The 25,129-nt window shown below is 35.5% G+C and carries 17 protein-coding genes and 1 pseudogene; 6 read left to right on the forward strand and 12 right to left on the reverse strand.

The features are described 5' to 3' along the window. On the reverse strand, positions 1-4,512 hold a 4,512-nt coding region (locus tag ACJROP_RS00445), incomplete at its 3' end, for a right-handed parallel beta-helix repeat-containing protein (protein WP_406533552.1). 922 nt (positions 4,513-5,434) lie between these two features. On the opposite strand from ACJROP_RS00445, the gene ACJROP_RS00450 reads away from it, so the two are divergent. Beyond that, a complete protein-coding gene (locus ACJROP_RS00450; RefSeq protein ID WP_406533553.1) occupies positions 5,435-6,547 on the forward strand; it encodes a radical SAM protein in 1,113 nt (370 codons plus the stop codon). Positions 6,548-6,698: 151 nt separating this feature from the next. On the opposite strand, the gene ACJROP_RS00455 is transcribed toward ACJROP_RS00450, so the two are convergent. The 3 genes and pseudogenes from ACJROP_RS00455 to ACJROP_RS00465 all read right to left on the reverse strand — a co-directional run bounded on the left by ACJROP_RS00455 (position 6,699) and on the right by ACJROP_RS00465 (position 9,800). Beyond that, a complete protein-coding gene (locus tag ACJROP_RS00455) occupies positions 6,699-7,229 on the reverse strand; it encodes an AAA family ATPase (RefSeq protein WP_406533554.1) in 531 nt (176 codons plus the stop codon). A gap of 102 nt (positions 7,230-7,331) precedes the next feature. Continuing rightward, positions 7,332-8,096, reverse strand: a pseudogene (locus ACJROP_RS00460) (ParA family protein); the annotation flags it as partial. A gap of 402 nt (positions 8,097-8,498) precedes the next feature. Next, on the reverse strand, positions 8,499-9,800 hold the full coding sequence (locus ACJROP_RS00465) for a TrpB-like pyridoxal phosphate-dependent enzyme (RefSeq protein ID WP_406533555.1): 1,302 nt from the start codon (positions 9,798-9,800) through the stop codon (positions 8,499-8,501). A 90-nt stretch (positions 9,801-9,890) separates the two neighbouring features. Between ACJROP_RS00465 and ACJROP_RS00470 the strand changes: the two genes are divergently transcribed. After that, positions 9,891-10,919: a DUF1786 domain-containing protein gene (locus ACJROP_RS00470; protein WP_406533556.1), complete on the forward strand. Its 1,029-nt coding sequence runs from the start codon at positions 9,891-9,893 to the stop codon at positions 10,917-10,919. A gap of 6 nt (positions 10,920-10,925) precedes the next feature. Next, entirely contained in the window at positions 10,926-11,585 is a 660-nt protein-coding gene (locus ACJROP_RS00475) for a CehA/McbA family metallohydrolase (protein ID WP_406533557.1), read from the forward strand. Between the two features lie 7 nt (positions 11,586-11,592). Here ACJROP_RS00475 and albA read toward each other — a convergent pair whose 3' ends face one another. The 6 genes from albA to ACJROP_RS00505 all read right to left on the reverse strand — a co-directional run bounded on the left by albA (position 11,593) and on the right by ACJROP_RS00505 (position 17,490). Beyond that, complete coding sequence (albA, locus tag ACJROP_RS00480; protein ID WP_406533558.1) at positions 11,593-11,868, reverse strand: DNA-binding protein Alba; 276 nt, start codon at positions 11,866-11,868, stop codon at positions 11,593-11,595. 202 nt (positions 11,869-12,070) lie between these two features. Then, positions 12,071-13,606, reverse strand: a complete 1,536-nt coding sequence (locus ACJROP_RS00485) for a 2-isopropylmalate synthase (RefSeq protein WP_406533559.1) — start codon at positions 13,604-13,606, stop codon at positions 12,071-12,073. A 78-nt stretch (positions 13,607-13,684) separates the two neighbouring features. Then, positions 13,685-14,887 (reverse strand): PQQ-binding-like beta-propeller repeat protein, encoded by a 1,203-nt coding sequence (locus ACJROP_RS00490; protein WP_406533560.1) that lies wholly within the window; start codon positions 14,885-14,887, stop codon positions 13,685-13,687. Positions 14,888-14,899: 12 nt separating this feature from the next. Then, positions 14,900-16,054 carry an ABC transporter permease gene (locus tag ACJROP_RS00495; RefSeq protein WP_406533561.1) on the reverse strand — a complete coding sequence of 385 codons (1,155 nt, stop codon included), beginning with the start codon at positions 16,052-16,054 and terminating at the stop codon, positions 14,900-14,902. Further along, entirely contained in the window at positions 16,041-17,090 is a 1,050-nt protein-coding gene (locus ACJROP_RS00500; RefSeq protein WP_406533562.1) for an ATP-binding cassette domain-containing protein, read from the reverse strand. Before ACJROP_RS00500 ends, ACJROP_RS00495 begins: the two co-directional genes overlap by 14 nt. After that, positions 17,056-17,490, reverse strand: a complete 435-nt coding sequence (locus ACJROP_RS00505; RefSeq protein ID WP_406533563.1) for a PadR family transcriptional regulator — start codon at positions 17,488-17,490, stop codon at positions 17,056-17,058. Before ACJROP_RS00505 ends, ACJROP_RS00500 begins: the two co-directional genes overlap by 35 nt. A gap of 67 nt (positions 17,491-17,557) precedes the next feature. Between ACJROP_RS00505 and ACJROP_RS00510 the strand changes: the two genes are divergently transcribed. After that, complete coding sequence (locus tag ACJROP_RS00510) at positions 17,558-18,271, forward strand: sugar phosphate isomerase/epimerase family protein (RefSeq protein WP_406533564.1); 714 nt, start codon at positions 17,558-17,560, stop codon at positions 18,269-18,271. 69 nt (positions 18,272-18,340) lie between these two features. Here ACJROP_RS00510 and ACJROP_RS00515 read toward each other — a convergent pair whose 3' ends face one another. Continuing rightward, positions 18,341-19,135, reverse strand: a complete 795-nt coding sequence (locus ACJROP_RS00515; protein WP_406533565.1) for an HAD family hydrolase — start codon at positions 19,133-19,135, stop codon at positions 18,341-18,343. A gap of 263 nt (positions 19,136-19,398) precedes the next feature. On the opposite strand from ACJROP_RS00515, the gene ACJROP_RS00520 reads away from it, so the two are divergent. Together ACJROP_RS00520 and ACJROP_RS00525 are read left to right on the forward strand one after the other, a co-directional pair. After that, positions 19,399-20,700, forward strand: a complete 1,302-nt coding sequence (locus ACJROP_RS00520) for a hypothetical protein (protein ID WP_406533566.1) — start codon at positions 19,399-19,401, stop codon at positions 20,698-20,700. 61 nt (positions 20,701-20,761) lie between these two features. Then, the gene (locus ACJROP_RS00525; protein WP_406533567.1) at positions 20,762-21,751 is read left to right on the forward strand and encodes a hypothetical protein; all 990 of its coding nucleotides are present in this window, start codon (positions 20,762-20,764) and stop codon (positions 21,749-21,751) included. A gap of 893 nt (positions 21,752-22,644) precedes the next feature. Here the strand turns inward: ACJROP_RS00525 and ACJROP_RS00530 are convergent. Then, on the reverse strand, positions 22,645-24,690 hold the full coding sequence (locus tag ACJROP_RS00530) for a right-handed parallel beta-helix repeat-containing protein (protein WP_406533568.1): 2,046 nt from the start codon (positions 24,688-24,690) through the stop codon (positions 22,645-22,647). Positions 24,691-25,129 lie beyond the last annotated feature (439 nt).

The following is a 25,129-nucleotide window of genomic DNA, read 5'->3' on the forward strand; positions in this document are numbered from 1 at the left end:
CAACCTAATAGTCCAAACAACAGTATCATTAACGAAATGAACTTCCTTATCAACAGATTTAACAACAGCTAAATCCACACCTTGCACCTCAATAGTACAATTAACAGTAGCATTATGACCATCAGGATAAATAATAGTCTCATTATTCACTTGAGTACCAAACTCAGTAGCACGAGCCCTAACAATAATAACAGCAGTAGCACCTTTAGGAATATTAGTAATCACCCAAGTAATAGTCTTATTATTATTACTTAAAGTAGCATTTTGAACCATATCAGCATTGACATGACCAACAGTATCAATATACTCCACACCAGAAGGCAAACTATCAATAACAGTCAAATTCTGATCAAAGACATCTTCCCCAATATTAGTAACAGTTAAATTATAGAGAACTTCCTCATAACGGAACGGTTTAGTCTCATTAACCACCTTAAATGGAGGTGGGAGCAATGAAATAGTCACAGTAGCATTATCATAGTTGTTATCATAATCCCATTCAGGCTCATCACAAGTAACATTAGCCTCATTAGTGAAATTACCAGTAGCTGTTGCACGAGTAACAATAGTTAAAGTTTCCTCATCACCAACATCCATGGATTCAATAGTCCAAACAAAAGTATTAGAATCAAAAGTACCTTTAGTAACATTAGAACTTAAATAAGTAAACTCAGCAGGTAAAGTATCATTCAATCTAATATTAGTAGCAGTAGTACCATTACGGGCATTTGACACTTTAATTGTCCAAACAACAGTGTCATTAACGAAATGAACATATCTATCAACAGATTTATTAACAGATAAATCAACACCTTGTACTTCAATAGTACAATTTACGGTCTGATTATGACCATCAGGATAAAGAATAGTTTCATTGTTAACTTGAGTACCGAAAGCATTTGCGCGGGCTCTAACCATTATAACAGCAATTGAATTAGCTGGAATATCAGTAATCACCCATGTAATAGTCTTATTATTATTGCTTAAAGTAGCATTTGCAACCACTTTAGCATTTATTACTTCAATAGTTTCAAGATAATCTACACCATCAGGTAAATCATCAATAACTGTAAGATCCTTAGTAAAATTACGGTCCACATTATTAATAACAGTTAAATTATAAGTAACGTTCTCATAACGGAACGGCCTAGTATTATTAACTAATTTTTCAGGAGGCGGAAGTTGCACAACGACAACTGTTGCGTTATCCTCTACAACAGTATCATTTTCATTACATGTAGCATTTGCAACATTGGTCCAAGTACCAACCTCTAAAGCAACAGCAGTGATAGTGAATGCGTAAGAATCGCCAACATTCAACTGATCAATGACTAAAATACCAGAGTCCCTATTGTAAGCGGTATCATTAGAATCAGTTACTCTGAATTGAGAAGGAACAATATCCTTAATTATTACATCAGTAGCATTGAAAGGACCATTATTGGTTACATTAATAGTAAATACAACAGTATCATTGACATAAACAGGGCTTTGATCAACAGTTTTATTAATTGTTAGATTTAATCCTTCAACACCAAATAGTGCAGTGAAGTTATATGCTGCAGTATAATATGGAGTTTCAAGATAAGTTCCGATAACTTCATAGAATCCAACAGCCAATCCTGTTAAGTTAAGCTTAATTGTACCGTCAATGTCAGTTCTTATAAAACTTTCATTAAGAATTTCGCCTGTGAGAGTATTTCTAACAGTGTAATAAATTACTTGGTTGTTTTCCTTATCATCTTCATATAAGTCTTCCCCGTCGTTACTGTTTTCCCATCCGTAAACAGGAACCACATCATGATCATCAGGGGTTGTCTTAATATATTCTGTACCATTATGATAGAACAGATAGGAAATATTATTTACTGTAATATTACTGCTTCGTGCATGGTCATGAATAGCATTAGCAATATTGTCTCCTCCAATATGACTGATGGTAATGATCATTTCATCACCAGGCTCAAATTTGGTTTTATCCGGAGGATAAATATCTAACATATGAGTTGCAGCCTGATTGTCAAAGAAATCTGAATCTTCAATATGCAAGGATGAATTTTCTACATAAATAGCAGAACCGTTGATAGCTGTGTTATTTACGAAATAACCTTGAATATTCGCATTTTGAGAGTCGGATATATGGAAAGCTCCCCCTTCACCTATATTGTCCTCAAGACTATCACCAGTAGCATGGTTATTAGTGAAAGTAGAGTTTTGAACAATTAAATTGTTAGCTCCTAAGAGTTGAGCAAATCCACCGTTTAAAGCATTGTTATTGTCAGCGTATATGTCATCGAAATATGTATTTGTACCATCGACATATAAAGCTCCACCATTATCCTTAGCAAAGTTGTTTGAAATATTATTGCTGGTGAAATTTGTTCTGTCACCGGAAATATATATTGCACCACCTGAATTGTCAGTATCTCTTACCTCATTAGGAACAGCTGTGTTGTTTATGATAGTGTTATTGAAGAATTTTGCATCACTTCCATCAATGGACATAGCACCACCCACTGGAGCGGTATTGTATGCAAATAAACTGTCTTCAACAAGAGTGCGTTCACCAACAACATATATTGAACCACCCTCTGAATCAGCAGTGTTATTTTTTGAAGTAATATTACTAAATACAGCATTATCACCAATAATATGGAATCCGGCACCTAAACCTGAATGTTCAGGATCACCATTACATACTGCAGTGTTATAGCTAGCTTCTGAATCAGTAATCTGAGTATTTGCACCTTCTACATAAGCACCTGCACCATTTTCAGCAGTGTTATTGAAAAAGTTTGAATTGGTAATTTTTGTATTTGAACCTTCGATGTATACTGTACCATTGACTGCAGAGTTACCAGTTAAGGTTGAATTTTCAACAATAGTGCCTGAACCATGAATGTAAATAGCAGCACCATTATTTGCAGCAGTATTGTTCTCAAAGACTGTATTTATGATTTTGGTATTATTACCATACACAAAAACAGCACCTGCATTACCTGTAGGTTCAGAAGGGTCAGGGCCAGCATCGGTATAAGTACCTGTTTGACCATCAATTCTTGCATGATTATTTGTAAAGGTACAATTTTCAATGGTCATATTATTCCCTTCAATATTATAACCCCAGAAAGCATCATGCTTATACAAGATTCCACCAACCATAATAGCGGCACCTTCTCCACCGGTGTTGTTGGTGAATTCACAGTTTCTTATAATTACATCGTTGTGGCTTATTCCAAGTGCACCACCATATTCGCCTGATGATGTACAATTAATAAACTTACAGTTATCAAGCACTTGAGATTCTGTAATATAAGAATCCCCTTGGTGACTGCTTTCACCGGTGTAATTTCCATGTATATAAACTGCGAACCATCGAGAAGTAACATTGATAAAATTACAATCAGTTAAACTACTTGCAACGCGTCCGCCACCACCTTGATATTCGTCTGAAATACAGAAAGCACCACCGTGATTAGCAGAGCTTGTATTAATAAAGTTACATCCAACAAGTTTAGCACCGAAGAGTACACCTAACTGACCGGAACCGTCTCCCATTTGATGATTACCGCCACCGGTATAAGTTTGTTTACAGTTGGTAAAATTACAGTTAGTTAGAACTACTGGATTACCATGGTCATCAGAATTGCTCTCGTGACATCCATATATGAAAAAAAGGTGCTCACGGGACTCAAGATTATTAAAAACAACATTTGTCAAAGACCCACTGTTGAAACTAAACATTCTCCCATTAGGAGCCCTTAAGTTTTCAAAAGTAACGTCCACAAAATTATAACCAGAACTAATAGTATAATGTCCATCCTGGGTTTGAGTACCAGTGAAGGTCATTGAACCAACTGAAGCCATTTGAGGATCACCATCATAGCTTCCTCCAACAATCCTAATATTCTGAATAGTCAGATTTTGATTTCGACCGGCAGTTATAGTACCTGAACCACTATAGGTGTGACCGCCAAGATAGAGTACATCTCCAGGGCGAGCATTTTGGATTGCATTCATTACATCTTGCGTACTATGACCATACTGATTCCACACGTCTATATTAGCGCCCAGCACAGGCTCATCATTACTAGCACCAAGAACTTCTAAACCGTTCTCAGCACCAAGAAGTATTAAACCATTATCATCTATTTTTAAATCATTACTTGCACCAAGAACTTCTAAGTCTTCCCCAGCGTCAAGTACTTTATCATCATCAATTTCTACATTATTACTAGAACGCAATAATTTATTTTCATTATTATTACTATCATCAATTTCAATTTCATCTTCACTGGCCGTACCCAATGAATTGTCGCTTGCTTCATCTATAGAATCCACAGCCAAAGTGTTTGAAGTTCCCTCGATTGGACTTACATCAGACATCGATAGAGTATTAAGTTCGCCAGTGTTTTGATCGTATGTTACATTTTCACTTGCCGCCACAAATGAAATCGAAAATATCGTTAAAAATAGCATTAAAGTTAAAAAAATACATCGCTTAAAACGCATAGCATTCTCCTTTTTTAAACAATTAATACTGTTTAACTTTAATCTAATGAAAACTTTTTGCCGTTTAATAATAAGTAAATATAGAAAAAATTTGCGAAATTAAATACAATAAATACTAAAATTAGCACCATTGTTTTAATTATAAAACTAATGAAAACTCTTTGCCTTTTTATAACATCAAATACAATAGAAAAAATTTACGGAAACGATACTAAAAAATACTTAAATGAGTACTCTAAAGCATCAATAAATATGTTGATTTTCGACATATATAAATCTTTATATTACGTCCTGAAAGCTTTATATTACTATGGAAAATTTATTTTACATCTAAAAACAGATAAAAAAATTTTAGAAGTTGATTAAAAAAAGTAGAATAATAAATAAGCATTAAATAACTATCATCAACCATGTAGAAACCAAATGAATTGATTAAAAATAACTGATCTGACTATAAAAGCCAGTACTATACCGAAATATAGCAAATAGTTATTTAATAATATTTATTATGATTGAACCTTGTTAGGTTAAATCAGATTATTGTTCCTATTTAATTATACTTGGACCTGAATTAAATAGAAAGCATGGTTGATCTTTTTTAACAAGGTATATTTCCTTGAACTGAACCATTACAATGAATGGTTAAGGCATTGGTTGTAAGCCTTTTCGATAGTTAACTAATTTTGTTAGAAATCTATCTAATTCCGTTTTTTTTTCAAATATTTAATACTATTTTTTAACAAATTTTTCATTAACATACATGCTCTAATTATATCTGCTATAATCCAAACATATATGCAAATAAATATAATATTTTCATATAATATAAAGTTTATTATTTGTTTGTTAAGTTAATTTTACCTTATTTGTTCTATACTAAACAAACAATTATATAATTGAACAAACAAACATGTTTATCGTTATGAGTACCCTGGAAAAGATGAAAATCTTAACGGATTCGGCACAGTATGACCTATGTGATTATGTTAGCCACAACAAAAGTTCCCAAGTGAACCTGCCTGGCATTTATGAAGCAATAGGCCATAATGGGTGTAAGGTCCCTCTTTTCAAAACATTATTGACAAACAAGTGCAAAAACGATTGCAAATACTGCATCAACCAATCAAAAAGAGATTTCACAAGATTAGAACTGTCACCTGAAGATCTTGCAAAGGCATTTCTTGGATACTACAACAGAGGTTTGGTCAACGGACTATTTTTGAGTTCAGGCATTTCAGGCGATGTGGATTCTACAATGGAAAAGCAGATAGAAACAGTGCATCTGCTGAGAAACAAGTACGGTTATGATGACTACATCCATCTAAAAGTCGTGCCTGGAGCGAGCAAAGACTCCATTAAAAGGGCAATGGCACTAGCCAATAGGGTTAGCATCAATATTGAGGCTGCAACACCGTCCGGGCTTGCTGAACTGACATCTACAAAGGATTACAACAAGGACATATTGAAAAGGCTCTCTTGGATTAACAGTCTACAGAATAAAAGTACAACATATCCAAATTCTACCCATACAACACAATTAATTGTCGGTGCAAATGATGAAAGCGACAAGGAAATACTAAGTAGAATGGAAAAAATCTACAAAAAATCAGATTTGAAAAGGACATATTTCTCAGCATTCACCCCAATCGAAGAAACAGAATTTTCAAATAAGGAAGCTTGTTCAACAGATAGGACATCAAAATTGTATAATGCCGACAGTCTGCTCAATGATTATCATTTTAGCGTTAAGGAATTGGTATTCGATGAAAACGATAAGTTGTCACTAACTCAAGATCCGAAGATTTTGGCTGCGAAAAACATGGATATATTTCCTGTGGAAATAAACAGCGCACCATTTGTAGAACTTATAAGAGTACCTGGAATTGGTGTGAAATCCGCTCGTAAAATAATTTCTATTAGGAAAAAAATGCCATTCTCCAATAAGGAACAACTCAAAAAATTAGGGGTTGTAGTCGATAGAGCCGAACCATATATCAAAATAAGTGGCGAATATCAAACCACTTTTGATTTTTAGATTTTTTTGACAAATTATTTGCTAAATAAATGAATTATATTTAATTAAAATTGAGTTAAAAACAAGCATAATAATAGAAAATTTTTGTATACAATATATTATTTGTTAAATATACTGTCTACAATTTCAAGTGTAAATATATTAAAAAAATTTAGTAATCATCAAACAATGCCCATATTTCAGGGTATTTTTTAGCAACCGCTTCTTCAATTAAAAGAGATGCTTCCTTTGAAATACTAAATTCAGGTTCGGTTTTTCTTAAATATCTAAACACCGCTGAAGAACGTGACGACCATAACGTGATTCTTGGATTTTTGTCAACGATTTCTTTGACTTCAGCTATATGCGCTTCCTGGATTTTGATTTCTGGTAATGTTTGTAACCCTTCTCCAGTACCTTCATCGCTATGTAAGTCTTCGGATTCGCCCTTATCCACTTGTACTTCTTCACTGTCTGAACTGGTGTTAAGATTAGTTTCTTGATCATTTTCTTCCTCTAATTTTTCAAATATATTTTCTTGTTCAATTTGTTCATCATCACTAGATTCTTCAACATTATTAAGAGTATCTTCTTTTTCATTTAATAAATCTTCGAGAGATTGAGTGGAATTACTATCAAAATCTTCATTATAAAAATCAGGAATTAACGAATCCAATCCTTTTCCAAGACCTTTTCTAGCCATTATTTACCCCCATACTCCTTCTAAATTTCTTTTAACCATTTTAAATTGGCTTTTACCCTTTTTATCAATGTTATTTTTAGCAGCATTCAATTGAACATTTTCATCTCTTTGAATAATTTCTTTAGCTAACTTTAAATAAGCTTTTGTACCAGTACTATCCGGATCATAAATCAAACATGGTTTTCCAAAACTAGGAGCTTCGGCCAACCTAATGTTTCTTGGAATTACTGTTTTAAATAATAAATTGGTTTCACCAAAATAAGTTTTAAGTTCTCTGTGAACATCCCTACTAAGTCTAGTCCTTTTATCAAATAGAGTAAGGAGAATTCCTTTTATTGGAGTGGGACTTCTAAGTCTTTTTTCAACTAATTTTATTGTATTAATTAAATCAGCTACTCCTTCCAGGGCATAATACTCAGCTTGGATAGGTATCAATACGCTATCGGAAGCTACTAATGCATTGACTGTTATGACCCCTAATGAAGGAGGTAAATCGATGAATATGTAATCAAATAATGGTACAACATCTTTTAGAGTTTCCTTAAGGATAATATGATAATTTTCACGTCTGGAAAGCTCCATACCTGCACCACTTAGGGATATATTACTTGGGATAATAAATAAATTTTTAATAAACGTAGGAATTGTTGCTTTTTTAACATTAATATCCCCTATGATAGCATCATAGATTGTATTTTCTATCTTGGTTTTATCAATCCCGAAACTAGTTGTGGCATTAGCTTGGGGATCCATGTCAACGACCAAAACAGATTTTCCCATTACTGCTAGGGATGTTGCAGTATTGACAACGGTAGTTGTCTTTCCACAGCCCCCTTTTTGATTCATCACGGCAATTACTTCACTCATTTAAAGAATTCTCCTTTATCTGATAAGTTTTAAGTTATCAGTTATGAATTATAACTTAAAATTTAAAGGTTTTAAAGAATAACTTTTAAGTTATCCAGTATAAGTTAAAAGGATTAAGTTAAATCTTTTAAATTAAAACTTAAAGGAAATAACTTATCAGTTTTAACTTCTAAGGGATAGGAATTAAGTTTTAAGTTAAAACGTCTAAGTTATAAAAAATAAGTTTTAAGAAATAACTTATCATAACTAACTTTTAACAAATAAGTTATATTTTATAACTTCTCTCTTATAAAGTATTTGTTTTCACAAATAAGTTAATAGTTATAAGTTATAAGAAATAATGAAAAAATAATAAGTTATAAGTTATAAGTGACAAAAAATTAAAAAAATAAAAGAAGGAAATTATTTAGCATTTTGCATGGTTCCTGCAAAATAGCTAGCATATCCTTTCAAATCCAACATTCCATGTCCAGAGAAGTTCATGACAATTGTTTTTTCCTCTCCGGTTTCTTTGCATTTCAAGGCCTCATCTATTGTGGCCCTGATGGCGTGAGTGGTTTCAGGAGCCGGCAAGACGCCTTGACAACGGGCAAAGGTAATTCCAGCCTCGAAACAGTCCCTTTGGTGAACCGCCTTAGGTTCGATGTAGCCTTCTTTAGTTAAAAGGGAAACGATAGGGGACATTCCATGGTATCTCAAACCGCCTGCATGTACGGACGGTGCCACAAAGTCATGGCCAAGGGTGAACATCTTGAGCATCGGTGTAAATCCGTTGGAATCGCCAAAGTCATAGTCATAGCTTCCTTCGGTAAGTGTTGGACATGCTGTAGGCTCGACTGCAATGAATTGGGTTTCAGAGTTTCCATCGATCTTATCTTTAATGAAAGGGAATAAGGATCCTGCGAGGTTGCTTCCACCGCCGGCACATGCAATCATCACGTCCGGAGTCTCTTCAGCAATTTCCAATTGGGTTTTCAATTCCTGACCTATGACTGTCTGATGCAACATTACATGGTTTAAAACGCTTCCTAAGGAATATTTAACTTCATCGTTTTCCAATGCCTCTTCCATGGCTTCTGAAATGGCTACACCTAAGGAACCCGGGTGGTCAGGGTTATCAGCCAAGACCTCACGGCCGACCTTGGTGTTTTCGCTAGGGGAAGCATAAACGTTACCGTTGTAAATGTTCATGATGTTTTTCCTGTCAGGCTTTTGGTTAAATGAAACCTTTACCATGTAAACGGTACATTCCAAGTCAAGCATGTTACATGCAAGAGACAGTGCGGTACCCCATTGGCCTGCACCTGTTTCGGTAGTCAATCTTTCGACGCCTTCTTTTTTAGCAAAATATGCTTGAGGAATAGCGGAATTCAACTTATGGGAACCGGTTGGAGAGGTATCCTCCCTTTTGAAGTAGATTTTTGCGGGAGTATTAAGATACTCTTCAAGCTTGTTGGCCCTGACAAGAGGGGTTGGCCTGCCGATTTCCATATATAAGTCTCTAACCTCATCAGGAATTTTTATATAGCGGTCACTGGCAAATTCCTGTTCTAAAGCAGATTTTGTAAACGCGAGTTGTAATGCTGAGATTTGGTCCTTTCCTTCACTGTTCTTAGGAGCCGGAAGCTCTGAAGGCAAATCCGCTAGCATATTGTACCATTGCTTTGGCACTTCATCTGATGATAATTCAATTTTATAAGTCATAATAATAGGTAGTATAATGTACTATTTAAAGCTTTGTAGTACAAAAATGTACACTTTAATTATTAATATCATAAAAAACAATTTAAAATCATGAGAATATTAGCGATTGACGTGGGAACAGGAACCCAGGATATAATGATTTACGATACTGAAAAGGAACTGGAAAACTCAATCAAATTGGTTTTGCCGTCTCCGCACCTATACATCTCCCAGCAAATGAGGGAAATCGAAAATGACATCTACTTCAAAGGAGAAATAATGGGCGGAGGAAAGATCAAAAGAAGCATCCTTGAACATATGGAAAAGGGATACAAAGTCGTGATGGAGCCCCTTTGTGCAAAAACAATACGTGACGATATAGAACAGGTAAAGGCAATTGGAATCGAAATAGCTGACGAGTCCAAAGATTATAAAGATTACACAAAAATAACAATGGGCGACATCAACATCACAAAACTGTCCGAATTTCTGTTGGGATATGATTTGGAGTTCGACATCGACAAGATTGCCGTTGCGGTTCAGGACCACGGCTATAACGAAAACATGGGCGACAGGGACTTCAGGTTTGAAAAGATCAGGGAAAAGGTATCCGAACCGATTTCCCCATTGGAATTCGGCTTCAAAGGGGAAGTTCCCGAATACTTCACTAGGATGCAGGCCGTAAGAAGGCAAGTCAAGGGCGAAGGTATTGAAGAGCCGCCGCTGGTAATGGATACAAAATTCGCTTCAATAGCCGGAATGTGCTATGATGAAGTGGCAATGAAACTGGACAGCTTTGTCGTTATTGACATCGGAAACGGCCATACCACCGCAGCATCAATAGAAGACGGAAAGATTCAGGGCGTGTTTGAACATCACACCTCAAGCTTGACCGGCGAATCCCTTGAAAGATACATCAAAAGGCTTGCATCAGGCGAAATAACACACGAAGAGGTCCATGAAGACTTCGGACATGGCGCTCATGTATTGAATCCTATCTCAAAGATAGAAAAGGTAATCGTCAGCGGACCTAAAAGGGAACTGATAGAAAAGACAAATCTTGACTGGCATCATGCAGCTCCGGGAGGGGACGTTATGATGACCGGCACAATCGGCCTGATTAAAACAATATTGGGATAGATTACAATGCTTAAGATGGATTCTCACATTCACAGCGAATATTCTCCAGACTCAAATTCAAGAATCGATGATATTCTAAAGACTGCACAAAAAAGAGATCTCGACATAATTGCAATCAGCGACCACAATACGGTAGACGGAACCGGCGAAGTATTGCAAAAAACAAGAAACACAGATATATTGGCAATTCCATCCATAGAGATTTCTTCCACGCAAGGCCATATTCTTGGTTTTGGGTGTGAGGAAAACATACCTCGTGACCTATCGCCTCAGGATACGATTGACAGAATTCATGATTTGGGAGGGCTTGCAATCATACCACATCCGTACTGCTTTTACAGGCATGGCCTCTTATGCAAAAGCGACTATAAGGATTTGAAAATCGATGCAATCGAAACAAAAAATGCCAGATTCATAGTAGGATACTGCAACCACAAAGCAAAAAAGCTATCGGAAAAGGAAAATCTGCCTGGACTGGGTGCAAGCGATGCCCACTACTGGAAATTTGTCGGCGATTGCTACAGCATGATTGACTGCGAAAAAGATATCGACAGCGTATTGAAGGCAATAAAAAAAGGCAATGTGAAAGCCCAAGGAAAAGGAACTAATAATATTCTGCTTTCAAAATACTTGTTTGAGAAAAATTTTTTGAAAAAATTTGATTAAAAAGAGTTTAAGCACTCTTTTCAATTAAAATTTCTATAATAGATACATTTGTTTTTTCGTTGTTATAGTTTTCAATTTCTTCAGTAGAAATTTGAATGTCTGTAACATCGGAATCAGGAACAAACCTATTTCTTACGATTTCGGCAGCATCTACCGCACGGCTAATAGCTTTTCCTCTTGCACGAAGAACAACACTATCAGAACCTTCATTAAACTGGGTAACTACTGCTAAAACATAATTCATTACAGGTTTACTTCCAACAAAAATTGTATTATTCTCCATATTTAATTCACCATATAAATATTTGTGATTGATGTATATAAAATTTTACATTATGAAATCAATAATATTAAACAATAAATAGAAATTAATGAATATTATACAAATTGTATATAAATAAAAAAATAATTTTTTGAACAAAAGCCCTATATAAGCAAAATTAATAAAAAAATTATAAAAAAAATGAAAAAAATTAAAAAATTAATTAAATTGACCTTTTGATTATTAATAATTTGTTGATGGAATCTAAAACGGCCAATATACTTGCCATCACAATGTCCTGATTGATTGATCTTCCTGTGGATTTGTTGCCTTCAGGGTCTGAACAGATTACGAATACGTCAGCCAAAGCGTCAGTACCTCCGTTGATAGCTTCCAGATTATATTCCTCAAGCTCAATGTTAAGGGTGTCCTGAATCAAGGTGCCGATAGCCTTCAATGCAGCATCGACAGGTCCGACACCAGTGCTTGCAGTCTCCTTTTCAACACCGTCGATTGCCAGCTTTACAGTAGCGGTAGGTGAAACGTTAGCTCCCATGGAAATGCTCATTCCCTTAATCTCAATAGGAGTTTCACGGGCAGAGGCAAGCTCGGTAATCGCAATAGCTACCAAATCATCATCAGTGACACACTTGCCGCTGTCACCCAATGACTTGATTTCATCGAAAACCTTGCAGAATTGTTCATCATTCAAATCAATGTGATAATCCTTAAGTTTGGATTTCAAGGCGTTGGCTCCTGTGTGCTTTCCTAAAACTATGCGTCTGGAATGTCCTACCATTTCAGGAGACATCGGCTCATAGGTTGAAGCGTTGTTCAATATTCCATGAACATGAATACCTGATTCGTGAGCAAATGCATTATCACCGACAATCGGCTTATTTACAGGCATCTTTACCCCTGTCAGACGTCCAACCAGGTTTGAAAGACTGTATAGCCTTGTAGTATCAAGGCCCAAATCAACACCATAAGCAGTTTTAAGAGTCATGACAAGCTCTTCAAGGGAACAGTTACCTGTCCTTTCACCCAAACCGTTGACAGTGACATGAGCCTGATTTGCCCCGCATTCAATAGCTGTCAATGTGTTTGCAGTAGCCAGCCCGAAATCGTTGTGGAAATGAACGCTTATAGGGATTTTGAAATTGTTCTTAATGTCAGTGATTAATTCACGAGTCATTATTGGCGTCAATATGCCGACAGTGTCCGGAACATCCAAAAAGTCGGCTCCGGCACCGGCAACCTCATTGAATATTTCAAAGAGATACTCCCTTTCGGTTCTTGTTGCATCCTCTGCTGAAAACTCAACTGTCAGGCCATGGTCTTTGGCATACTCTACTGACTCAACAGCGCTTAGTATGATTTCCTCTTTAGACTTTTTAAGCTTATAATCGCGATGCAATGGGGAAGTTCCTATAAAGGTATGAATATATTCTAAATCAGCATCAAGAACTGCATCAATGTCCCTTTTTAATGAACGGGCCAAACCTACAAGTGTAGAATCCAAATCTCTATCTTTAATTTTTTTTGCAGATTCTATTTCACCTTTTGATGAAGCGGGAAAACCTACTTCAATCTTATCGACACCCAAATTGTTAAGCTTTTGAGCAATCTGAATTTTTTCATCTACTGTCAGAGCAACACCTGGAGTCTGTTCGCCGTCCCTTAATGTTGTGTCGAAAATATAAATTTTTTCAGCAAGATTCATATTTTCACTTTTTAAAATGTCAATGTCTGTAGTCATCGCAATACTCCCAATAATAATTAAAATATAAAGTTATAAGTATAATAAATTTATTGAAAAAAATAAGAAAAGTAGAAATTATTTTCTACCTTTCAGTTTTCTTACAGCAAAAATAGCCAGAATAACAACAACTATTAGAATAGCCAAGGAGTAGAAAAATTGAATTGGAGTAGGACCTTCATTCTTTTCTATATTCAAGGAATAAACTTGACCTGAATCATCTCCAAACAATAAGCTGTTTCCATTTATTGCAGGTGAAGATGTAATAGCTGAGTTAAACAATATTGTGCCCGGATTATAGACAAACTCTTCCAAACCTGTGTACTTATTCAGGACATATAAATTGCCGTTGTTGGATCCGAAAACAACGAGATTGTCTTTTAAGGCTGCAGTGGACTGAATCTTATCTCCTGTAGGATGGCTCCATTTGACGGTGCCGTCACGAACATCCAGACAGGTCATGTTTCCCTCATCTGAGCCAATATAAACGCTGTTGTCATGCTTATCAAGGGTCGGTGATGAAATTACCTTATCGTTCAAATCAACTTTCCATTTCAAATCGCCGTTTGACTTGTCAAGGCAGTATACATTGCCGTCAGTTGAACCTACAATAACACTTTTGTTGACATATGTCGGTGAGGATAATATTTCATCCCCTGTTGTAAATTCCCAATTTTTCTCCTTGTCTGTGCCTATAGAATAGATTTTGGAATTGGTTGAACCAATATAGATTGTATCATCCACTACAATAGGTGATGATTTGAGCTCGCCGTCCAGCTTTTTGTTGAAAGTGACCTTTCCATCATCATCAAGGCCATATAAATGTCCGTCATCGCTTCCAAAGTAAACAATATCGTCGTAGAAGAATGGAGTTGAAGCTACATTATTGCAGTCATAGTCCCATACAAGGTCATGGTTGTTGATATTGATTGCCTTAAGGCCATCTTCACATCCAATATACAGCCTGTTCTTATGAATTATCGGTGATGAATTTGTTGGTGACTTCAAATCAAAATCCCATTCTTCCTCACCTGTTTCCATGTCAATAGCTTTTAAAATTCCATCCTGTGAAACTACATAAACATGATCCTTGTAAATGGCTGGAGATGAGTGAACGGGAGACCCCATATTAAATGTCCATAAATTAGTTACAAAATCCGAACTTTCATCCCTATAAGCATTATGATTAACATCCCCTGCAAATGAATTCCAATTTTCAGCTGCAATCGGAGACAAACACAAAATAAAAATAATTAACCCTATCAATAATTTTTTATACATATTCATAACCTCCTACACATCCCTATTAAATCGTTTTACACCAATGATAAAGAACAATACAGTAAATCCTAATAAAATAACTAAATCAAACCATACATCTCCTAAAGTTTGACCTTTAAGCATTACTCCCCTCATAGCATCATTCAAATAAGTAAGCGGGAAAATGTAAGCTAATTTTTGTAAGATCCAAGGCATTGTTTCAATTGGATAAAATACTCCTGAAACAAACATCATAGGCATTGAAAACGGAAGTGATATTTGAGCATAATCCTCTTGAGTCTGTGTTCTTGCCGAAAGCATGATTCCAAAACCGACAAAGCACAATGCACCAATGACTAAAACTATGAATGTCTGTAGGAATCCACCTTTAATACTGACATTGAATAATAGAACCGCCATGAAAATCAGTATCAACGCTCTGACCAATTCGATTAGAAGTTTGGCTGCAATCTTACCGCCAATGACCGTTGAAACAGATGTAGGTGTCATGAATAATCTTGCAAGCTCACCGGTTTCCCTTTCTCCTGCAATAGTAGCGCCCATACCCATCATACAGCTCATCATGATGGTCATTCCTAAAATAGCCGGGACCAAAAAGTCAATGTATTTAATATTTCCATAAATTCTGTTTATATGCAAGCTTATGTCATCCTTAAAATTGCTTAAGGAATGTGAAATGCTTGGTTCAATATCAGCATCTTTTGTAGACACACTTGTCTGTGCCGCAACCATATTGGACAGCCTATAAAATATTCCTTGAGTTGAAGATTCAAGAATTTGTGCCGCCATTTGATCGGAAGAATCAAGGTAAAGGGTCACTCCCTTCTGATGAGAGGAATCGTCATCATAATCCGATGGGAGAATTATGGCTGCCTTAACTTCAGCATTGTCAACACGCTCTTTTCCCTCATCCAAATCATCAATGACTTCAACGACATGATAGGTTTCTGTTGATTTAATTGTATCAAGTGTTAAATCAGTCAAGTCACCATGAGACTGAGAAACAACGACAATCGGCAAATCTGTCATTTCACCACCCATACCATAACCGAAAAGTAAAATCATGATTATTGGAAATGCAAGAATGGAAACCAATCTTGCAGGGTGCCTTTTAAGGGAAATCAATTCCTTCTTAATCATCCACAAAAATTTTTTAGGCTCTATCATCTTCACTCACCTTTGAAGTTGATTTTATAAATACATCTTCCAGAGAAGGCTCTTCTGTATAAATTGATTTGATGATTCCTCCGGAAGAAATAATTTTATTCAAAACATTTTGAACAGCCATATCATCAAAACCATCAATTCTCAAATTAATACGACCATTGCGGGCAATTTCAATACTTTTAACATCACTAGACCTTTTTATGGAATCAATAATAGCTTCATCCTGATCTTTCAAAAGAATTGACATCTTTTTTAAACTTAGATTGCTAAAATCGTCATTAACCTGCATGGAATCTTCATTTTCATTTGAAATTGTACTTAAAGCCTCGCTAAATTCCTGTTTATTGCTTTCCAAGAGAGCATCCTTAAGGCCTTGAGGAGTATCATATGCAACCAAATTACCGGTATTAATGATTCCAACATTATCACAAAGCATATCCACTTCATGCATATCATGAGAACATAAAATGATAGTATGGCCATCATCATTCAGCTCCCTAATCAAATCCCACAGAGTGCGCTTTGTAGTTGGATCAAGACCTATGGTAGGCTCATCCAAAAACAAGATATCTGGCTTATGAACTAGGCTGGCTACAAGAGACGCCTTTTGCTTTTGACCGCCGGAAAGTTGCCCCACCCTTTTATCCTTAGCATATTTGATGTCAACAAGCTCCATCAAATCTTCAATTCTGGAATCTCTCTCTTCAACAGGAACACCGTAGTAGTCTGCACACAATTGTGAGTTTTCCATGACTGTCAAATCCTTATACAGGCTTACTTGCTGAGGAACCATTCCTAAAAGCTTTCGAACCTCATCGGGATTTTTTTGAACATCATATCCTCCAACGACAGCTTGACCAGAAGTAGGCTGTATCAAACAAGTGAGCATCTTAATGGTGGTTGTTTTGCCCGCTCCATTTGGGCCCAACATTCCAAAAATTGTTTTGCTTGGAATCTCCAAGTTAAGAGAATTGACGGCAGTAAAATTATTATTGTAAATTTTAGTCAGATTTTTCGTTTCTATCGCGTTTTTCATTGTTAATTTCAACTCCTGCCATGTCTTTGTAAAACATCAACCAAGAAGGATTATTCACTATATAATTCATCACACCACGAATATTATCCAATATTAACAATCCCTCATCCGTTATGGTATAATATTTCACCCTTTTGTTGTTTTCATTAATTTGCCATTCTCCAATGATTAACCCTTTATCTTCCATTTTTCTCAAAATCGGATAAACTTTGCTGGATGTGTTTTTTATTTCACAGTTAACATTATCAAAATCAAAAAACTCATCTAATTTTTTCATGATTCCATAACCATGAATTTTTTCTTTTGAAATAATCCATAGAATCAGATTTCGAGTTAAACCATTGAAAAAATGCTTTAAAATCTTTTTTTCATCTCCATCAAAAGTCATTTCATCAGTCATATTTCACCATATGTCAAAATTTGATATATATAAACATTTATTATATTAAGCATCCTAATATATAAACATGAAATTAGGTTTTACAACACTGGCTTTATTCATGCAACCCAACAATGACATCATCAATTTAGCTAAAAAACACGGATTTGAAATAATAGAGATTCTTGGTGAAGGCCCGTTCTTTGAAAAAGACAATATGGAATTCAAGGACTGCGGACTTGATATGAGAATTCATGCAGCAACAGTGGACATTAACATCGCAAGTTTAAACAAAGGAATAAGGGCTGAAAGTGTAAAACAGATGATTCAATGCGGTCAATATGCAGAAACAATAAATGCAAATACAATTACTGTGCATCCAGGAATCATTGGCCGAAATGAACCTCACCTTAGAAAATGGGCACTTGAAATAGCTGTTGAAAGCATTGGGGAAATAATTGACAATACCAATGTTGAAATTTCAGTTGAAAATATGCCTGTCAGGGGAAAATTTTTAGGAAATACAGTTGAAGAGATTGAAATGATTCAGGAGGCAACAGGCTGCAGCTTGACTATTGATACCGGCCATGGGAACACTTGCGGCAATTTAGAAGAAATGTTAAGCTTAAAAAACATCAGTTATTGTCATCTAAATGATAATGATGGTGTTAAAGATCAGCACATTACCTTAGGTGAAGGTACACTTGATTTAAACCTGTTAAAGAAGATTGATACAGCAATCATTGAATTAAACAACTTCGACAACATTCTAAAGAGTAAAGAGGTTATTGATAACTTATAATTTATTATTTTTTTATAAGTTATTAATTATAAGTTATAAGTTATAAGTTAAAACTTCAAAAAAAATAATTTAGAAGTCAATTTCAGTGACTTCAAAAATGTCTTCAATGATGTAATCTGTCTTATCCATCATTTTAGGAGATACCTCTTCCTGCTGTTCAATTGTCAGAACACTGATATCGGCTTTTTTGAATGCTAATATGTCATTTAATCCATCTCCAACCATCATGACCTTATAGCCGCCTTCCTTTAAAATGGAAACAACTTCGCATTTTCCTCTTGTAGAAACGGTTCCATAAGCATTGTCTTCAGGAACATCAAGCATATTGGCCAATCTATTGATTGCACCTTTCCTATCGCCTGATGCTATAAAAATTTCAATTCCTCGTGATTTTAATATTTCAACAGTTTCAAATACTTTAGGGAAGAATTTACCTGCTGATGTAATTGTGTATGCAACTACACCCAAATCCATATCCACAATTAAAGCAGATCCGTTGCACAATTCCATATGGGGAATCTTTTCCCTTAAAATATCAAATCCGTCAGTAATATCTGAAACTTTTGTATGTTTTTCAGAATTGAGAATATCCTTAACTTCAGCTTTTGAGACCTGTTTGGTTGAAAAGCTTATGTCAAAATCAATGTTATACTCTTTAATAACGTCTGAAATTAAAGTGTTTGGATCTAATTCCTGAAGTTTATTTGTATTGAATTGCAGAACTACCAAAGCAAGGGAATCAGCTGCTTCAATCAAATCCAGGGAGTTGATGTCTGTGAATATATTGCCATTAATAACATCTTTTATGACCCTAAATCTTTCTATTAATGTTCCAGAGTTATCAAATACAACAGCTTTTTTCATGATTAATTATTAGTAAAAAAATTATATTTAAAAGTATTTAAAAAAAACAACTTTATAAACCTTAAAAAATAGAATATTAATATTATAATTTACGAATAGAATTAGAAATATCTCATACTTACTCTCTCTAGAATTTTTATCTGTTGCTTATGGTATAAAAAACTTTTTTTTCAAAATATTTCTAACTTCAAAGATACATTTATTACTTATTTTATATAAAAAATATAATAAATAATATAATAAAATATTTGGAAATGATTGTTATGGGAATTACTGATTACATCAAAACAAGATTATTGAATAATCGTGTGGAGCAGTACAACACCAAGCGCAGCTATTGGGGTGAGGATGAAAGACAGCCTAGAACTGATGGAATAAACACTGGCCTTGATCTTGTCGATGCACTTCCGCCGGTAATCAACAAAACAATAGCCAATGCACGATATGCTGTAAAGCTTGATGGTTATACTTCAGGAATTTTGAAAAACAGAATTGATAAGGCAAATGTTAATATCGTTCTTGTGGATAAGGAAAACAAGCTGTCTCAGGAGCAAAAATTAACATTAATTCTTTGGGCCAGAAAAATTGACATCCGTCAGGTGGCTAAGGAAATCCTGCAGGGTGGAATGGTTGATGGTGAAGGACTAATCAAACCGGTGCAGCGCTGGGATAAATCCATAGGCAAATATATTAAACCTATCTTTTTAGAAATAGGTGCACACGGTTACGGATTGAAAAAGGAATTCAATGATGATAATGAAGTGCAGCTGTACCTTCATGAAATGCCGAAAGATATCGTTAACGGATCTCCCGAAGACTTTAACAACTATGTCAGTGTTGAGGAAGGAACATTAACGGTCAAGTATGAGGCTAATGAGGTCATTAACTTCATGTACAATGAAATCTACTCGGAAGCCCAAAGCATTATCCTAAATTGTCTTGATGACATTTACCACAAATGCAACCTGGAGAGAAATCAGGTTGAACGTATCAACAAGGACAACATCATTGAAGTCAAGCCTTCACTTGATTCTAACGGCCAGCCTATAATAACTGAGCTGTCATCAACCGCTAAAGAGAATCTTTATGCAGATTATGGCACAACTGCTAACAGTAATGTAGCTATTGTTCCTCCGGGAATAGAATCAAAAATATTGGGTGGTAACAACTACCAGTCAGACTATACAAGACAAACTGAAATCTTCAGGAACAATATTTTGAGAACTTTCGTTACTCCTCAGTCTCAGGCAGGTAACGAAAGGTCAAACCAGAACGTTGCAGAATACATTAACGACTCAGCCATTACCGGTTTTATCGTCAATGTGGCAAATGATCAGAAATGGGTGTTAAAGTATTGCAATCAGCTATTGAATATGCAATTGGAACTGATGGGTATTGACGAAACATTGAATATTTATTTCAGCTATTCAAGGGATGATGTGCTCCGATACATTATGGAACTGTCCTCTGAGGGTGATGAAATCTATAAGAACTACTTGTCTAACTTTGAGGAGGAACAGCCGGTAGGTGAGAGAATTTCATCTGAAAGCGGAAACGAAATATAATAAAAGTTTATATAAAATAAATAATAAAATATATAATAAATAATATAATAAAGTGATAATCATGAAACATGAACTTTTTGAAGTCGGATCATATGACTACTCCGATTTGGATAAACGTCTGACCAAACCTGTTGAATGGACAGCTGAAGATCTAAAGCAAATAGCTGAAAACTACCGTGGAGGAATCCCTTTAACCTCCGAGCACGATAGGGTTTATATCGGAATTGGAAACAACATCGTATTCGAAGAGGATAAGGGAAAGCTATTCATAGACCTTCCGGATGAACTTGACATGAAAGGAAAAGGACTGTCACCAAAAGTTGATGTTTTACTGAAAGACAATGGAGATTCATTTGGAATTGATACTATGAGCTTAATAGATGTAGGTGTAACCAAAAACCCGAGAAAGATAACTTTGTTGAATTCTGAAATAACTGGCGAGACTGGCAAGACCGGTGAAACAGGTGTGACCGGTGAAACTGGAAATCCTAAACCTGCTCCACAGCCTCCAGAACCACAAAACCAGGACGCTAATGTAGCTACTAATTTGCTTTTGGAAAAACTTCAGGGAAAAGATGCTGAAATCGGAAAACTTCAGGATGAAATAAACAACCTGAAAAAGGAATCCAAAAAGTATGATAAGATTAAAAAATCCATAGAGGAAAACAAGGAATTCATAGACAATAAGGAAGATATCCTAAAGGAATTGTCTGAACTTAGAAAACATGAAAACGAAAGGAAAATAAAAGAGTACGAAGCCAAGTACAACTTCAACTACAATGAAAACCCACAGGATAAGGAAATAATCGATAAGCTACTCACAGGTGATGTTGATATGGAGCTAATGGAAAAACTGGCTGAAAGAAGAATTAAAATTGAAGCTACAAATGACATTTCAGCTCCTGGAGGTCGCAACCCTCAAAACTCAGGTGAAGTCGGTGAAACAGAATCTGCCGGAAGCACTGGAGATGAAAATGCTCCGTCATTTACAACCCGTGAGGAATATAACAAGATTCTAAAGGACATGGGATTCAACCGAACCAGAATATAGCTATGATGGTGTTTTTTCTAACTTTTCCGCCGGAGCTATACTTTCATTGAATCGCTCGTTATTTATATTCGGGAAAGTGTTTTCACTTTCCCTATTAAATTTACAAAACTTAACCCCGAACCGACCGGTAAACGGTCGGTTCTTAAATCTGATAAGATTAATTATTTCTTCATATAGCTATTGCGACTCATTTCATTCGTCGCAACAGTCTATCACAGATGGACAGCTTATTTTTTATTAATGGCCTTCAGTGAAAATATCAAAAACAAATAAGTAATATTATTAAACAGTAATGTAATAAGTTATATCGAGGAATGAATAAAATGTTTTGTAAATGGTATTATCATGGCTGTTGTATACTATTTGCGTGTCCCTGTGATTTGACTGGGTCATGCGGACTCAAAGAATGAATCGAACTTAATATTAACTTTCAAGAATTATTTTTTACATTGATGCCTGCAGGCATTGATGATTAGTTTCTAGCTGGAAAAGAAATATTGTATACTATGCGGCTTTTGTAAAATTTTAGTATTGTTAATTAAGGATATGTTTTTGCACATAGTTACAGTTGGCAAGTATTTATTGAAATCGGACAATACTAAGATTCAGTTGGAAGGTCATACAATGGAATGTTTATATCAGTGAAAGTACTGCTTGACGAGACGGCTATGATATAAGTTCACATATGTCTTTGGAATTTTTGGAAGAGAATATGTTAATGGGACTTTAACAGTAATATTGCTCTATCAGAAACACAATCATTAAAGGACAATGCATATGATGGATTTGGCACCGTTTCCAAGAAATTGCACCAGAAAGAATGCTGAAAAATTCATAGCCGAAGCTGAAAAAACTGTTTTTAAAAAATAAGAAAATGTAAAATAGCAATTAAGCTATTTTACGACAATTTTACTTGTAGTGCTTTTTGCAGTGTAGAAATTGTCACCTGCAAACTTGGTTGTAGCCTTGAAAGTTCCTTTTTTAGTCAGTTTAACTTTAAAGGTTGCAACACCTTTGCTGTTTGTTTTTGCAGTATAGGTCTTGCCATTAACCTTCAATGTTACTTTTTTATTTTTAAGAACTTTACCTTTATTGTCTTTAAGTACTGCAGTAACCTTTTTGGTTGCTGACTTTTTAAAGGTCTTTTTAGCAACGGTCAGTTTGGTTGCCTGTTTTACAATATTGATTGTAGAAACGGCTACGCTTCCCTTATATGCTGAGTCTCCTGTAAATGCCATTGTAACAGCATACTTTCCTGCTGTGGCAGTAGGTATGCTGAAACTTACAATTCCATTGTTATCACTAGTGCCGGTATAGACTTTACCGTTAAATGCAATGCTAACACTTTTACCTTCAACTGCCTTTCCAGTGGAATCCTTGAGTGTGAAAGTGTATTTTGCACTTTTTGCATTAATTGCATTTACACTTAAATCAGATACCTGGATACTGGTTTGTGTCTGTGCATCGCCCATCTGCAGGTCACTTCCAAGTGTTGTTCTGTAGTACTTATCAGAACCTGCATAGGTTAAATCCAAATCGATGATTCCTTCAAGGTCGTTGATGTAGATGTGGCCGTAGACATCTGTAACGGCACTTTGGGTATTGCCGTGGTTTACAGTGTATGAAATCTTTTCACCAACGATTGCCTGTCCGCTCATGTCATTGAGCTCGACAACAACACGGCCGGATTTGGCATAAACGATAGACATGTAGGTTGATGATTTTGCCTTTGGAATGGTAATGTCGCCTGTTGTGTCGTTTACCTTAATGCTTTCAAACTCAAGTTTCAGTTTGTTTATTTTTGGAACGTCTGTGAAGTTGTTGTTTTTAAGCACGATATCGCCGGTCGGATCAATTGCAAGGCTTGTAACGATTTTCAAGTGGTAAAATATCACTGACTCGTCATTGACTGTATTGTCTGCCTTTTTGACAGTGTTGTCGGTAATGTTAATGTCTCCGATTACAGACGGGAACCCATGGGCAGTGTTTTCAGCTTCTGAATAGATTATTCTAGTGTTGTCCTTAACTGTAAATTCGTTTCCTATGATTTCAATGTAGCTTGATGCTTTCTGCAAGCCTATAATCGGCAGGTCTTCTATGTCAATGGTTGCATTTCCTGCATATGTTTTTCCTCCGACAGTGTAACTGTATGAGTAGGTTTCATTTATTATTCCGCAGGTAATGAAACGGTTGTTTTTGATTTTGTTTCCTTCAGTTGAAGCTCCTCCGTAGAAAATTGCGAAGGTGTTGTTTATGAAGGTGTTGTTTTCGATGTTGACATAACCTGAAGTTGCAGCAATGCTTAAGGAGTCATAAATCTGGCCATCGAAAGTATTGTTGGCTATATTGATATGTTCTGATCCCATAAGTTGGATTGCCTTTGTTCCGGAACCTGCCATTTGGCTGACGCTTGTGGTGGCTCCGTTGAACCAGCAGTTCTCGACAGTTGACTGGCTTGTGGTGTACATTTCAACGCCGTAGGCATAGTTTACGAACCTGCAGTTTTTGATTAATATGTTGCTTGATGACTGGGTGTAGATTGCCTTTCCCGAGAAGGAATTATTGCCGAATTTAGGCAGTTCAACCGGATTTATGAAGGTTATCCCTGTGACTTCAACGTTGCTTGTTCCCCTTATCTGAAATGCTCCGTTGGCGCTTCCTGCGGTAATGTTTACGTTTTCACCTTTTATGGTGATTTTCTTGTTGATTTCAATTGTAGTGTTCTGTATGTCGTATGCCTTATTTGTTCCAAGGTTTATTGTATCTCCGTCTTTGGCGTTATTGATTGCATCCTGGATATTGTCATTTACTTTGATTTCACTTGTTAAAGTGTTTGTATCATCAATTTGCAGTGTGTCTGTTGTGTTTGCAGCGGACACGCTGGTAATTGTCAGCACAATCAATACTGCCAATAGTATTGTTATTTTTTTGATTTTCACTTTTTAATCTCCAAAACAGTTTTATTTTTTTTGGAGAGCTTATTAATATAAATATTAGATAAAAAAACATTTTTCAAGAAAAAAGTGTTTATTGCCTTTTTCTTATATTAATTTTATAATGGCATTGTATTAATAAAATTTGTCATGATTTCATTTGATGAAATTGCATATGGATTGATAAAATAATCTTTTTGTTTGGGGGCATCATGCCTTTTTTTACTGTAATCTGGTGGGATATTCATTTATATTCTGTTATTCTGGTGTTTTGCTGGTATTTCAGTTTTTACACTTGAAATTTTACCTCATAAGTGGATTTTTTATGTTTGACAGATTTTGAACTGTGCTGTTTGGTCTCTTCAAGAGTTCATTAAAATGAATGTGAAAACTAATCATATGCTTTTAAATGTAGTATCTTTGGGTATATTAAACTGTCTTTAAA

This window comes from Methanobrevibacter sp. (assembly GCF_045220775.1).
GTDB lineage: Archaea > Methanobacteriota > Methanobacteria > Methanobacteriales > Methanobacteriaceae > Methanocatella.